Here is a 14478-nt window from a genome sequence, read left to right as displayed (position 1 = left end):
AAAAATCGGCTCAAACATGAAGAAATGAAATGACTGAGTCAGCCGAGAAGAATTTCCCCGCTTATTCGCACCTTCCCTAAATCACTGTGTAGTTATGATATTGATTATTTGAAAGAACAAAGTTTAATTGCATACAATAGAATAAAACTAAAGGAGTCCAGTAGAATAGATAATTGTGTTTATATGGCAACCTGGGAAAACTCATGGATTTTTTGTAACCCAGAGAATTTAAATTTAATAAAATAAGGAGTACGCAAATGGGACGCGCATATTTTTTAATCGTTGGCGATAAAACAACGTGTGGAGGAACTATTGTTACTGGTTGTGCAAATCATATTATTAATGGGCAACCAACCGCTTGTGAAGGTGATCACTATATATGTGGCTCAGATAAACAACTTTACCAAATAGTGGGGGGACAACCTGGTTACTTTATTCATGGCAGAAGTGCTGCCGGAACTGCGCATAGTGTTGGAACATGCTTGTGTAGATGTCGATTTATTAACTCGTATATTTATGCGTCATACGATTACGAAAGCAAAATTGTCTCCGCTCCTCAACCAGTAACCAGAGTAGCGTCTGTAGCGCCACAGAACGCACCACCCCCGCTAACTATGAGACCGGGGCCATCCTGTCCAGTAGAAGAAGATGAAGATGAAGATGAACCGTCACGCGAACCTGTAGATGCTGGATTTTGCGTATTACCTTACGGGGCCACACCATCATCATATGAACCTTATATTTTTATTAATCCGCCAGAGGGAACGCGCGAACTATATAAAAAATTAAATCCAGACATGAAGAAAAAACCGGGTTCAATTTTAATTATTGCAGATCCAGAAAAACAGGATGCAGATCAAATCAAACATATCGAGAAAGCCAGAGATAAAATTGATAATGCGCTGGAACCATTAACATTAGATGAAGCAAGGTTTTTGTATCAAAACAGACATGCAATAGACATGTTTACTTCATATGGTTCTGACTATGGTGGTATTCTTAGTGATATGTCAGAAAAATATTTTGGTGAAATTGAAAGTACGTTAAAGCAAATTCAGGATGCATATAAAAATCAATATGCAACGCGTGGTATGTTAATTGGCGAGCAATTTTTTGTAGAACGTAGGCGATTATTCAAAAAGCTGGATGGGATATTTTTAAAAATATTTAGAGAGCATATTGGTCTTGCTCAGTATGATGATATAAAAAAAGCACTGAGATTGTCGTCATCGTCTATTATTCATAAATGGAATCAGACCGGGGTTGACGATATTGAAGGTTACGCAACTTATATAGAAAAATCAGCAAAACTGGTAAAGTTGATGAAAACATTCAATAAAGTTGGTATTGTCTTGTCAGCATTGAATGGTGCTAATTCTATTTATGATGCCTGTACAATTGGTAGAGATTGTGAAAAAATGGCTTACACTGAAATTGGTAAATTTACTGGCGGGTTAGCTGCTCCGGTAGCATTTAACTTTGCCATTAAACGAACATCGACAGCCGTCTGTTCAATTGTACTGGCTGCTATAAGTGCTACAGAGGGAGGCGTGGGAGCTTTAGCTTGCCAAATTGTTGTACCAGCAATAACATCATTTGGAGTTGGTAAGGCTGGCGAAGAAGGAGGGACATTTATAGGTGAATCAATATATAACACTACTAATTAGTACCCAATCAGAAGCAATTAATTAGCTTCCTCTGCCATGGTTAAATAATAAGGAAGTATATGACTAACAATGGATTAATCATATTAATTTTAACTGGAATAGTTGTTTTCAGTGTCATAATCATGTATATATTAATGTTTATTGGCAATAAGAATTTTTATGTAATATGTGGTTTATATAAGAAAGAATTTGGCGAATTGCCATTTAACACCATACTATTTTATAAATCATCACCATTTTTTTTAACTGGTTATAATATAAAAACGAATTTTATCACAAGCCCCTTGATACTCAATAAAAAGGCCTTAGATAGTTCCAACCCTTGCGATGTGAAGTTTATAAAATCATTACCGAAAAAATTAACAAGAATTTATGTGATAACTCATTATTTTAATATATCCGTAGCAATTTCATTTATTGCATTGGTGATAATGGCATACTTGAATAAATAAAGGGACTCCATCAGAGTCCCTTTATAGTTTTTATTTCAATGCCCCATATATCTGATCAACTATCCAGCCATATGGTTAACCGGATCGATAGACATCAGCGTTCCGGTCCATCTGGTATGAACTGGTCAACACACCAATCGTTGACATCATCAATGTGTTACCGTTCATACGCCACTCAGCAAAAAGCGGATCAGTTATTAACCGGGATCACCGCGCCTTTATATTTGGTACGGATCCAGTCCTGGATCTCTTTGGAGTGCAGCACATCAACCAGCGCCACGATATCCTTTTTCTTCTCGTCACCGCGATGCACGGTAATGATATTGGCATACGGGTTGTTTTCACCGCTTTCTACGGCAATCGGATCTTTCACTGGATCCAGTCCGGCGTCGATTGCGTAGTTGGCGTTAATCACCACCGCATCCCCTTCTTCATTGTTATACATCTGCGGTAACAGCGCCGCTTCCACGTTAGGTAAGAACTTCAACTTTTTCGGGTTCTCTACGATGTCGCTAATGCGCGCCGTCACTTTATCCACACCCGGCTTCAGCTTGATCACGCCCTCTTTTTCAAAAATCGACAGAATACGACCTTCTTCAGATACCGCATCACGCATGATCACCTTGCCACCTTCCGGCAGATCCTTCAGTGACTTCACCTTTTTCGAATAGATACCAATCGGCTCAATATGAATCGCCCCTGCGCTGACGAAATCATAGGATTTGTCGCCAGCATGATCTTTAATCACGCTATTCAGGTACGGGATATGCTGGAAGTAGTTAGCGTCAATCTCACGACCCGCCAGCGCGGTGTTCGGCAGAATGTAGTCCTGGAATGGTTTAATCTCCAGGTCTATCCCTTGCTTCGCCAGTATAGGCTTAGCCTGCTCGAGGATCTCTGCATGCGGCACGTTGGACGCGCCAACGGTCAGCGTATCTGCCCACGAGGCAAAGCTCAGGGCGCTTAAGGTTGCAGCTGCGAGTAATGTCAGTGATTTTTTCATGATGATGGTTTCCGTATTTTATTAGCGTTTATCTAACAGAGAGGTGATCACATCGCCGCAAAGCTGAATGATGAAGACGATGAGCAGAATCGTTACCGTCGCCACCAGCGTGACGTCGCTGTGGTTGCGCTGGAATCCTTCCAGATAAGCCAGGTTCCCTAAACCACCTGCACCAATCACCCCCGCCATCGCGCTGTAGCTAACCAGTGCAATCAGCGTCACGGTGATCCCGGACACCAGAGCGGGTGAGGATTCCGGCAGTAAAACCCGAAAAACAAGCGTCGTCAGACGTGCGCCCATCGAGCGCGTCGCTTCAATAACGCCTTTATCGACTTCACGCAGGGCGATTTCGACCAGGCGTGCGTAAAAAGGTGCAGCCCCCACAATCAACGCGGGCAACGCGGCATTGGCGCCGAGAATGGTGCCAACGATCGTTTTGGTAAACGGTATTAGCAATACGATCAGAATGATGAACGGGATCGAGCGGAAAATATTGACCACCAGCGAGATCGCGCTATACAAGGCGCGGTTCTGGAATAGTCCACCGCGAGCGGTCAGGAACAGCGCCAGCCCGAGTGCAATCCCAAGGACAAACGTTGCCGCACCAGAAAGTGCCGTCATATAGAGCGTTTCCTGGGTTGCTGCCAGCAGTTGGTCCCACTTCAGATGGGGAAACAGATCTTCAGGCATGTTGAATCACCTCGCCTTCAATGTCGCTCTGGCGCAGGTCGGCCAAAATATTGTTCAATTGTTCCTCAGAGGCCACAACGTGCACCCAGAGCTGACCAAACACACCGTGCGCGGTTTGCGTCATCTTGCCGTGTAAAATGTTAAACGGCAGGCCATAGCGTAAGGTCAATTCGCCGACCACTGGGCGATGCGTACGTTGCCCGGTAAACGTAAGCCTGATCACCACGCCGCCAAGTTCGCTGGCCAGCTGCGGGTTGAATTCGTCTTCCTCGGCATATTGACTCACCTGACGAACGAACTGTCGGGTGATCGGTTGCTGTGGATGGGTAAAGACAGTAAGTACATCGCCCTCTTCAACCACCCTGCCGTTTTCCATTACCGCGACGCGATCGCAGATCTTGCGTACCACGTGCATTTCATGGGTGATCAGCACGATGGTTAATTTGAAGCGACGGTTAATATCGAGCAGTAACTCCAGAATCTGATCGGTAGTTTGCGGATCCAGGGCTGACGTAGCCTCGTCACAGAGCAGTACATCAGGATTATTCGCCAGCGCGCGGGCGATCCCTACGCGCTGCTTTTGGCCGCCACTGAGCTGCGATGGATACGCATTTTCGCGACCGCTCAGACCGACAAGGGTAATCAGCTCGGCCACTCGCGCCTTAATCATCGCTTTCGGCGCACCGGCAATTTGCATAGAGAAAGCGATATTTTCACTGACGGTGCGTGACCACAGTAAATTAAAGTGCTGAAACACCATGCTGATTTTCAACCGTGCCTGACGCAACGATTCCCCGCGGGCGGCGGAAATATCCTGGCCGTTAATCGTCACGCTACCGGAGGACGGTTTTTCCAGACCATTGAGCAAACGTATTAAGGTGCTTTTTCCCGCCCCGCTGTAACCAATGATCCCGTAAATCTGCCCCTGCTCAACCGTCAGGTTGACATCATCGACAGCGGTAATAGAAAGCCTGCCTGGCGTAAACACTTTCGAAATATTTTTCAGGACAATCATGTCGTTTGGGTATCCGCTGCTGCTTATTGTTATCCTGCTAGTGCTTTTGGCTGTTTAGCAGTATGGATGTCCAAATGAGTGTAATCAGCGAGATTGACTTTTAAAATGAATTAAAAAGAATTTGATATAACTTTTAGAAATATGAAGACATTCGAGCCGGGATGACAGGATAACCCTCATCTGAGAGGACAAATGCAGGTTGTTGCGCAACAAACCTCGACGGTGGACAACCTCTTTATCCATACCTATGAACAAATTAGTGAATATTTCTTGTGAAACTGCACAGAACTCTTTTGAAACGCTGTTTCCATTTTCCTTTTTGATAATTTTCAGCGTATAATGCGCGCCAATTGTCTCTTGAATGGTTTCAGCACATTGACCTGTAAAACTCAACGACTACAAAACTCACCATCCCGTTGGGCTGAAACGCAAGCACACATTCCTCTGCACGCTTTATCGATGTCACCTATTCTTAGAGCGAGGCATCACAACTTTCGTAACTCAGGTTTAGCTTTCCATCCGTGCGCGATGGAAGCCAGATTTCCATATCCTTCTCAACTTAAAGACTAAGACTGTCATGAAAAAGACGAAAATTGTTTGCACCATCGGTCCGAAAACCGAATCCGAAGAGATGTTAACCAAAATGCTGGACGCGGGCATGAACGTCATGCGTCTGAACTTCTCCCACGGTGATTACGCAGAACACGGTCAGCGCATCAAGAATTTGCGCAACGTCATGAGCAAAACCGGTAAAAAAGCCGCTATTCTGCTCGACACCAAAGGTCCGGAAATCCGTACCATTAAGCTGGAAGGCGGCAACGACGTTTCTCTGAAAGCGGGCCAGACCTTCACTTTCACTACCGACAAATCTGTTGTGGGCAACAATGAAATCGTTGCTGTTACCTATGAAGGCTTCACTAAAGACCTGTCCGTCGGTAACACCGTTCTGGTCGACGATGGTTTGATCGGCATGGAAGTTACCGCTATCGAAGGTAACAAAGTTATTTGTAAAGTGCTGAACAACGGCGACCTGGGCGAAAACAAAGGCGTTAACCTGCCGGGCGTTTCCATTGCCCTGCCAGCACTGGCTGAAAAAGACAAACAAGACCTGATCTTCGGTTGCGAACAAGGCGTTGACTTCGTTGCAGCCTCCTTTATCCGTAAACGTTCTGACGTCGTTGAAATCCGCGAGCACCTGAAAGCGCACGGCGGCGAAAACATCCAGATCATCTCCAAAATCGAAAACCAGGAAGGCCTGAACAACTTCGACGAAATCCTCGAAGCGTCTGACGGCATCATGGTTGCTCGTGGCGATATGGGCGTTGAGATCCCGGTTGAAGAAGTTATCTTCGCGCAGAAAATGATCATCGAAAAATGTATCCGCGCACGTAAAGTCGTTATCACTGCGACCCAGATGCTGGACTCCATGATCAAAAACCCGCGTCCGACCCGTGCTGAAGCTGGTGACGTTGCTAACGCCATCCTCGACGGTACCGACGCAGTCATGCTGTCTGGTGAGTCTGCAAAAGGTAAATACCCGCTGGAAGCCGTTACCATCATGGCGACCATCTGTGAGCGTACTGACCGCGTGATGACCAGCCGTCTGGACTTCAACAACGACAGCCGCAAACTGCGCATCACCGAAGCCGTTTGCCGTGGCGCGGTTGAAACTGCAGAAAAACTGGATGCTCCGCTGATCGTCGTCGCAACCCAGGGCGGTAAATCTGCTCGCGCAGTACGTAAATACTTCCCGGATGCCACCATCCTGGCGCTGACCACCAACGAAACTACCGCGCGTCAGCTGGTGCTGAGCAAAGGCGTTGTTGCACAGGTGGTTAAAGAAATCAGCTCTACCGATGATTTCTACCGTCTGGGCAAAGAAGTGGCTCTGGAAAGCGGTCTGGCACAGAAAGGTGACGTTGTGGTGATGGTTTCCGGTGCGCTGGTTCCGAGCGGCACCACCAATACGGCATCTGTTCACGTGCTGTAATAATTCCATCGCGAATTAATTTGCTTAAAAAGCGCCCTTGCGGCGCTTTTTAATTTTCTTGATAGCCACGATTAATAAAAAATCAAATCGGATTTCACTATCCAATCCGAGATTATCTAAGATGAATCCGATGGAAGCTTTCTGTTTTCTCACGAGTTTTTAGCTGTTTTTGCACAATTCGATGCTTCTTTGAGCGAACGATCAAAAATAAGTGCATTCCCATCAAAAAAATATTCTCAACATAAAAAACTTTGTGTAATACTTGTAACGCTACATGGAGATTAACTCAATCTAGAGGGTATTAATAATGAATCGTACTAAACTGGTACTGGGCGCGGTAATCCTGGGTTCTACTCTGCTGGCAGGTTGCTCCAGCAACGCTAAAATCGATCAGCTGTCTTCTGACGTTCAGACTCTGAACGCTAAAGTTGACCAGCTGAGCAACGACGTGAACGCAATGCGTTCCGACGTTCAGGCTGCTAAAGATGACGCAGCTCGCGCTAACCAGCGTCTGGACAACGCAGCTACTAAATACCGTAAGTAATAGTATCTGTGTAATAGAAATGGCGCACATTGTGCGCCATTTTTTTTGCTCTGAATTTCCCTTCCCTGCTATTGCGTTACGCGCACCTCTGCATCCCCTCCTGGTACACCATTACGCGCAGACTTCACATCCGCACCATTGCTCACGACCGAGGCTTGCCCGGCTGTCACGGTGACAGGATAGCCCGCACGGCGATACAACGCTCGTTCCACCAGGCTATTATCCACGGCTTTGTCGTCTTTAAACGAGGTAAAACCGGCTGGTAGTACATATGGCATGGTCTGGACGTTTTGTTCCTCTTCCGGTGACAATGGCCTGTGCACCTCAACATAGCGCATACCATTTAGCTCGACGGCGTACTTTATCGGCTCATTAATCACCCTGACAGGCGTACCTGGTCGCACCTGCTCGAACAACGCTTTGATGTCCGGTGCATTCATGCGAATACAGCCGGAACTCACACGCAGGCCCACGCTGTCCGGCGCGCTGGTGCCATGGATCAGGTATTCACCGTTTCCATGCGCCAGACGCAGTGCAAAGCGCCCTAACGGATTATTTGGCCCCGCAGGCACTACCGGCGGTAATGTTATGCCGCGCTCCAGAGAGCGTTTACGGATGCCCGGTGTAGGGGTCCAGGTCGGATTGGGGATTTTCTGACCAACCCGCGTTTCCATTACCGGCGTTTCCAGCCCCTGCAAACCGATACCAATCGGGAATACCTGAACACTATTCTCTCCCGGCGGGAAGTAATACAGACGCAATTCCGCCAGATTCACAATAATGCCTTCGCGTGGCGCATCTGGCAGCAATAATTGCGAGGGAATAGTGATCAGCGTTCCGGGTTTAGGGACGGGGGCAATAGTATTGTTGGCTTCAAGGATCAGCATTGCGGCGGTATCAAACTTACGGGCAATCGCCTGTAGGTTTTTATCGCCTTCCTGCACGGTGTAGGTTTGATTTTGCCCGACAAGACGGCTGTTAGCCTGTGGCAAAGGATAATCGACCGCCCAGGCGGCCTGAATAGCGCTGTAGGCGCCGATCAGCATTAACGTAATAACAGACGCGCGTTTCATACTCACTCACCCCCCTGGCGTTATTGCCGGATGACGGCAAACGTCCGATCCGGCCTACGAGTCATTGCGATGCCTTGCACGGAATCATTCCAGTCAGCCTGAAAGATGACGTGTTTTATCAGTTTAGCTAAGAGTTGCGGCTTTGGTGCGGATCGCCCGAATCATCGCTTCCAGTCCCTGTGAACGTGAAGGTGTGAGATGCTGTGCGAGCGCCATTTTTTCGAACCACGGACGCACATCAAAATTCACAATATCCTGAGCCGTCATCCGGTCATACAAAATGAAGACGACGGCGATAAGTCCTTTCACAATTGCCGCATCACTGTCGCCCTGTAATTCAATAATCCCTTCGTCATTCTGACGCATAACAATCCATACCTGACTTTGACATCCCTGAATGCTATTTTCCGGGCAGCGATCGTCGGCAGTTAATTCCGGCAGGCGCTGACCCAGTTCAATGATGTACAGGTATTTCTCTTCCCAATTAGCGCAACGCAGAAAATTACGCAACAGTTTTTCTTTATCCGGTAGCGCAGCCATAATGCCTCCCTGTTATCCCAGCAAGTGATGAATACGCTTGAGGCCCGTTACCAGGCGATCCACTTCTTCATGGGTGTTATACATGGCAATGGAAGCCCGGCACATCGCGGGAACGTGATAATAAGCCATCAATGGCATAGCGCAGTGATGCCCAGTCCGCACTGCAATTCCATAGTTATCAAGAAAGCTACCGACGTCATACGCGTGATGTTTGCCGAGGTTAAACGCAATCACGCCCAGACGGTTTTCCGGGCCGTAGAGCGTCAGATCAGGTACCTCCGCCAGTTGCTCCAGCGCATAGCGCATCATGAACTGTTCATATTCGCTGATTTCACTAAGACCCAACGCGCTAACATATTCAATGGCCGCTCCCAGACCGATAATCCCTCCGGTGTTCGGCGTTCCGGCTTCAAACCGCCAGGGGGCTTTAGCCCACGTCGTTCCCTGGCTCAGACTGACGGTTGCTATCATCGAGCCACCGCCTTCCCACGGTGGCATTTCCTGCAGCAGCGACTCTCTGGCATACAACACGCCAATGCCGGTGGGTCCATACAGCTTATGTCCGGAGAAGACATAAAAGTCGCAATCCAGCGCCTGCACGTCCACCGGGTGGTGCATGACCGCCTGCGCGCCGTCTACCAGCACTTTTGCGCCGTACTGATGCGCCAGCGCGATCATCTCCGGCAGCGGATTTTCAGTGCCCAGCACATTAGATACGTGGGTAATGGCCAACAGTTGCGTACGGTCATCAAACAGCGTCGATAGCGTTTCCAGTTGCAACGTCCCGTCGGCATTCAGTGGGATAACACGCAGTTCCGCACCTACACGGGCGCACAGCATCTGCCAGGGGACAATATTGGCGTGGTGTTCCATTTCACTGATGATGATGTTATCACCCGCCCGAACATTGCTATTGCCCCAGCTGTTCGCCACCAGGTTGATGCCCTCCGTCGTACCGCGGACAAACACCAGCTCTTCGGCTGAACGCGCGTTAATAAACAATGACGCCAGCTTACGGACATTCTCCATTTTTTCCGTCGCCTGAGCGCTGAGCGTATGAATCCCCCGATGGACAGCCGCATAGCCATGCCGATAAAACTCTGCCTCGGCATCAATCACCTGGTTGGGCTTTTGCGCACTGGCAGCACTGTCGAGGTAAGCCAGCGGTAAGCCGTTGACCTCACGCGTCAGGACCGGAAAGTCCGCCCGTACTTTTTCAATGGGAAATGTCATGCTACGCCTCCCGGCAGACGTTGGGCTATCCGCGCCAGTACCTGTTGTTTCAGCGTTTCCTCACCCAGGGCTTCCGTTAGCTCAGCGGCAAACGCATAGAGAATCATTTGTTGGGCATCCTGCTGGCCGATCCCGCGCGAACGCAGATAGAACATCTGCTCGTCGTCGATCCGCCCTACCGTCGCTCCGTGGCTGCATTTCACGTCGTCGGCATAGATTTCAAGCTGCGGCTTAGTATCCACTTCCGCCAGTTTACCGAGCAGCAAATTATTGTTGGTCATCTGACCGTCGGTTTTAATCGCGTGCTGCGCCACGTTGATCAAGCCATTGAACACCGCCCGGCCTTTATCGCTGACGATGGTTTTATGCAGTTGCCGGCTGTTGCAATATCCTTTGTTATGCTCAAGCCAGGTTCGGGTATCGCAAACTTCATTTTTCACCGGCATCGCCAGGCTGTTAAGGCGCAGTGTGCTGTTCTCCCCATTAAGCTGGGTACTGGTGTTATGGCGTAATACCGCACCACCGAGTAAGAAGCTGTAGCTCACCGCCGTGGCATCTGCCCCTAACTGGATATCGTTATGCGCGAAATGGTGGCTAACCGGATTCTCAAACGCCAGTTTAATATGGTGCAAATGGGCATTTGCCGCCACGTTCATCGTTAAGCGCGCACCGGTAAAATGTCGATGCGCATTCAGGCTAACATAGTGCTCAATGACGGTAGCCTCTGCACCTTCGGCCAGTTCAAGATGGTGACGATAGTGCGCGGTATTCACCTCATCACCTGCCAGCCCCTGGGTGATGTGCATCAACAGCAGCGGTTTCGCTGGACGTTGATATCGTTTGACCTGAATGTGCGTGACGCTGCGTGAGAGGCTTTCGGTCAGATGCAGGAACACTTCTGGCTGGATAGCCGCAGGGAGCGCCTGACGCGCATCATCAACGGTAATGTCAAAGCCGCTGTCGTCCATGCTGTCGCTTAGCGTTGGAGAGAATTGCCCGTCGACAAATACCAGTCGTATGGCATCAATAGCCGGTGCCAACGCTTCACACTGGGCTGACGTTATCTCAGCAACATCACTGACAAACTGGCTGTTGGTTAACCCTTCCAGCGGCGTGTATTTCCAGTCCTCATGTTTACGCGTCGGCAACCCCAGCCGCAACATCTGTTGCAGGTGTTGTTGCGCATGCTGTGAGCGACGCTCACCCTGCGCTTCAAACAGATGATGCCACTGCTGGAGCACGTTACTGCTGTTCACTAAGCCAGCCATACCCTTGCTCCTCCAGCTGTTTAACCAACGTAAAATCACCGGACTTCACAATGCGCCCCTGGTAGAGAACGTGGACGTAATCGGGTTTGATATAGTCGAGGATTCGCTGGTAGTGGGTGACGATAATAAATGAGCGTTGCCCGTCGCGTAGCGAGTTCACGCCGTCTGCGACGATTTTCAGCGCGTCGATATCCAGACCAGAGTCAGACTCATCAAGAATGCACAACTGAGGCTCCAGTACCGCCATTTGCAAAATGTCATTACGCTTTTTCTCTCCGCCGGAGAAGCCCACGTTGACCGAACGGGTGAGCAAATCTTCCGGCATCTTCAGCAACGCAATTTTTTCTTCCATCAGATCCTGGAAGTCAAACCTGTCCAGCGACTCTTCGCCACGGTAGCTGCGCACAGCATTCAGTGCCGTTTGCAGGAAAAACTGATTACTGACGCCGGGGATTTCTACCGGATACTGAAATGCCATAAAGATGCCTTCACCGGCACGGTCTTCCGGTGACAGTTCCAGTAAATCCTTACCGTTGAATTCTACCGTCCCGCCAGTGACTGCATAATCTTCTCGTCCGGCGAGTGTCGCAGACAACGTGCTTTTCCCGGAACCGTTCGGCCCCATAATGGCGTGGACTTCTCCGGGGCGAATCTCAAGACTCAGCCCACGCAGTATCGCCTTATCTTCCACACTGACCTGTAAATCTTTAATGCTTAACATGTGCTTTCCTTAAATTTTAGCCGACGCTGTGTTCAAGACTTATGGCGAGAAGTTTTTGCGCTTCCACAGCAAATTCCAGCGGCAGCTCAGAGAACACGTCTTTACAGAAACCATTGACGATCATCGAGATAGCATCTTCTTCGCTGATGCCACGTTGCAGGCAGTAAAACAGCTGATCTTCGCCAATGCGCGAGGTCGTCGCTTCATGTTCAAGCTGAGCGCTGTTGTTACGGCACTCCACATACGGGAAAGTATGCGCCCCACAGTCCGCCCCGATCAGCATCGAATCACATTGGGTATAGTTGCGGGCGTTAGTGGCGGTAGGCATAATTTTCACTAAGCCGCGGTAGCTGTTCTGGCTATGTCCGGCAGAAATCCCTTTCGAGATAATGGTCGATTTCGTGTTCTTGCCAATGTGGATCATTTTGGTGCCGGTATCGGCCTGCTGATGACCGCTGGTCAGCGCAACGGAGTAGAATTCGCCGATCGAATTATCACCACGCAAAATGCAGCTCGGGTACTTCCAGGTAATGGCAGAACCGGTCTCTGACTGCGTCCATGACATTTTGCTGTTTTCGCCTTCACACAGCGCACGTTTGGTCACGAAATTCAGGATGCCGCCAGTATTGCCATCGCCGGGGAACCAGTTTTGTACCGTTGAATACTTCACCTCAGCATCTTTATGGATGATCACCTCAACCACCGCCGCATGCAGCTGGTAACTGTCACGCACCGGCGCCGAACAACCTTCGATATAGCTGACGTAACTCCCCTCATCCGCCACCAGAATCGTGCGTTCAAACTGTCCGGTTTTTTCTGCATTGATACGGAAATAGGTCGACAGTTCCATTGGGCAACGCACGCCTTTCGGCACATAAATAAACGTGCCGTCTGATGCTACCGCCGCATTCAGCGCGGCAAAGAAATTGTCATTCCCCGGGACGACGGTACCGAGGTATTTTTTTACCAGTTCAGGATGATCGTGGATGGCTTCGCCGAACGAGCAGAAAATAATACCCTGTTCCGCCAGCTTATCGCGGTAGGTCGTTGCGACTGACACCGAATCGAAAATGGCATCCACCGCCACCTCTTTGCCTTCACGGACCGGTACGCCAAGCTGCTCGAACGCGTCCTCAACCTCTTTGCTTAAAAATGCATTCGCGCCCGTTTGTTGCACCGCGCCCGGTTCAGAGGCGCAGGTTTCATCACAATTACCGCAGGACGGTGCAGAGTAATAGCTGTAATCCTGGTAGTTCAGTTTGTCATAGTGCGCTTTTAGCCAGTGTGGTTCTTCCATCGTCAGCCACGCGTTAAACGCATTCAGACGGAATTCCAGCATCCAGTCCGGTTCATTTCGTTTTGCCGAAATCGCGCGCACGACCTCTTCGTTGATCCCTTTGGCCAGCTCATCGGTTTTGAGTTGGGTAAAGAACCCCTCTTTGTAATTGAGGTGCCCGCCAGCCCAGGTGTTGACATCGTCAGTTGCTTCAGTATTACGAGACATAGTACCGCCTATACCCCAAAGCTTTCGCCACAGCCACATTCGTTCTGGGCTTTCGGGTTATGAAATTTAAATAACTGATTTAATCCTTCACGCACGAAATCGACTTCAGTTCCATCGATAAACGGCATCGCCTGTAAAGGCACATACAGTCTGGCGCCATCCGTTTCAAACAGAAGATCGTCTTTCTCAGGTTGCTTGACGGTGTCCAGCACATAGCCGAATCCCGCGCACCCGGTTTGTTTCACGCCTAACCGCACACCCAACATATCGGGTTGCCTTGCCACCAGTTCACGGATATGCGCCGCTGCCGCTGGCGTTAACGTCAGCCCGCGCCACGCAAAATCGTTGGGATTAAATGTTCCTGAATGCAATTCCATAGGGTTACCTCGAGTCACTAGCTTTTAAGCTATAACACCATGTTAGTGATAATGATTATCACTTCAACCCCTCAACAGCAGGGGCATTCGGGTTAACCGCCCTTTTTGACGACTTTTATTAAGCATAGACCCTGCGGCGAGGGTTAACAGGGATGGATTTTTTTATTCAATACATTGATTAATAATAGATTATGAATGTGTAATCGTTCCGGCAGGTCAAATGCTAAAAGATGTATAGATAATGTCTATTTAAGGGATAGGTGGGGATGACTACGGGGGAGCAATACGGCCCAAAGCGCATGTGGGCCATAAAAAACCCTTAAGTCTGCTTGCTGGCAGGCTTAAGGGTTCCGGCCCCATCCGGCGCTTATCTCCGGCACTCACAATGGCTTAGCTCTTGA

At 49.1% G+C, this 14478-nt stretch carries 15 protein-coding genes and 1 pseudogene; 5 read left to right on the top strand and 11 right to left on the bottom strand.

Translation table 11 applies throughout. From position 1 onward, the window contains the following. The first annotated feature begins 257 nt into the window (after window positions 1-257). Window positions 258-1667 (top strand): PAAR domain-containing protein, encoded by a 1410-nt coding sequence (locus tag OGY19_RS08475; protein ID WP_115602114.1) that lies wholly within the window; start codon window positions 258-260, stop codon window positions 1665-1667. 59 nt (window positions 1668-1726) lie between these two features. Beyond that, the gene (locus tag OGY19_RS08470; protein WP_048211833.1) at window positions 1727-2119 is read left to right on the top strand and encodes a hypothetical protein; all 393 of its coding nucleotides are present in this window, start codon (window positions 1727-1729) and stop codon (window positions 2117-2119) included. A 65-nt stretch (window positions 2120-2184) separates the two neighbouring features. Here OGY19_RS08470 and OGY19_RS08465 read toward each other — a convergent pair. The 4 genes and pseudogenes from OGY19_RS08465 to OGY19_RS08450 form a co-directional block, all read right to left on the bottom strand. Beyond that, a pseudogene (locus OGY19_RS08465) lies at window positions 2185-2293 on the bottom strand (hypothetical protein); the annotation flags it as partial. Between the two features lie 16 nt (window positions 2294-2309). After that, window positions 2310-3122: a MetQ/NlpA family ABC transporter substrate-binding protein gene (locus OGY19_RS08460; protein WP_048211834.1), complete on the bottom strand. Its 813-nt coding sequence runs from the start codon at window positions 3120-3122 to the stop codon at window positions 2310-2312. Window positions 3123-3143: 21 nt separating this feature from the next. Beyond that, on the bottom strand, window positions 3144-3812 hold the full coding sequence (locus OGY19_RS08455) for a methionine ABC transporter permease (protein WP_048211835.1): 669 nt from the start codon (window positions 3810-3812) through the stop codon (window positions 3144-3146). Next, window positions 3805-4827, bottom strand: a complete 1023-nt coding sequence (locus tag OGY19_RS08450) for a methionine ABC transporter ATP-binding protein (RefSeq protein WP_048211836.1) — start codon at window positions 4825-4827, stop codon at window positions 3805-3807. The genes OGY19_RS08455 and OGY19_RS08450 overlap by 8 nt, the downstream gene beginning before the upstream one ends. Window positions 4828-5202: 375 nt before the next feature. On the opposite strand from OGY19_RS08450, the gene ynhH reads away from it, so the two are divergent. From ynhH to lpp, 3 genes are all read left to right on the top strand, one after another. Next, complete coding sequence (gene ynhH, locus OGY19_RS08445) at window positions 5203-5397, top strand: protein YnhH (RefSeq protein ID WP_245163452.1); 195 nt, start codon at window positions 5203-5205, stop codon at window positions 5395-5397. A 7-nt stretch (window positions 5398-5404) separates the two neighbouring features. Continuing rightward, complete coding sequence (gene pykF, locus OGY19_RS08440; protein ID WP_003029366.1) at window positions 5405-6817, top strand: pyruvate kinase PykF; 1413 nt, start codon at window positions 5405-5407, stop codon at window positions 6815-6817. A gap of 307 nt (window positions 6818-7124) precedes the next feature. After that, window positions 7125-7361: a murein lipoprotein Lpp gene (lpp, locus tag OGY19_RS08435; RefSeq protein WP_003029373.1), complete on the top strand. Its 237-nt coding sequence runs from the start codon at window positions 7125-7127 to the stop codon at window positions 7359-7361. Between the two features lie 68 nt (window positions 7362-7429). Here lpp and ldtE read toward each other — a convergent pair whose 3' ends face one another. The 7 genes from ldtE to sufA form a co-directional block, all read right to left on the bottom strand. After that, complete coding sequence (gene ldtE / locus OGY19_RS08430) at window positions 7430-8434, bottom strand: L,D-transpeptidase LdtE (RefSeq protein ID WP_286596334.1); 1005 nt, start codon at window positions 8432-8434, stop codon at window positions 7430-7432. Between the two features lie 123 nt (window positions 8435-8557). Next, entirely contained in the window at window positions 8558-8974 is a 417-nt protein-coding gene (gene sufE, locus OGY19_RS08425) for a cysteine desulfuration protein SufE (protein ID WP_115602116.1), read from the bottom strand. A gap of 12 nt (window positions 8975-8986) precedes the next feature. Then, entirely contained in the window at window positions 8987-10207 is a 1221-nt protein-coding gene (sufS, locus tag OGY19_RS08420; RefSeq protein WP_048211839.1) for a cysteine desulfurase SufS, read from the bottom strand. Further along, window positions 10204-11475, bottom strand: a complete 1272-nt coding sequence (gene sufD, locus OGY19_RS08415) for a Fe-S cluster assembly protein SufD (RefSeq protein WP_115602117.1) — start codon at window positions 11473-11475, stop codon at window positions 10204-10206. Before sufD ends, sufS begins: the two co-directional genes overlap by 4 nt. Continuing rightward, window positions 11450-12196, bottom strand: a complete 747-nt coding sequence (gene sufC / locus OGY19_RS08410; protein ID WP_061067804.1) for a Fe-S cluster assembly ATPase SufC — start codon at window positions 12194-12196, stop codon at window positions 11450-11452. Before sufC ends, sufD begins: the two co-directional genes overlap by 26 nt. A gap of 16 nt (window positions 12197-12212) precedes the next feature. Beyond that, window positions 12213-13700, bottom strand: a complete 1488-nt coding sequence (gene sufB, locus OGY19_RS08405; RefSeq protein ID WP_061067803.1) for a Fe-S cluster assembly protein SufB — start codon at window positions 13698-13700, stop codon at window positions 12213-12215. Between the two features lie 8 nt (window positions 13701-13708). Then, entirely contained in the window at window positions 13709-14077 is a 369-nt protein-coding gene (gene sufA, locus OGY19_RS08400; RefSeq protein WP_115602118.1) for a Fe-S cluster assembly scaffold SufA, read from the bottom strand. Window positions 14078-14478: the final 401 nt, after the last annotated feature.

The sequence above is a fragment of the Citrobacter sp. Cy070 genome (assembly GCF_030332245.1).
Classification (GTDB): domain Bacteria; phylum Pseudomonadota; class Gammaproteobacteria; order Enterobacterales; family Enterobacteriaceae; genus Citrobacter; species Citrobacter youngae.
The sequence above is the reverse complement of the archived record's forward strand: the minus strand, read 5'-3'. Positions and strand labels throughout refer to the sequence as shown.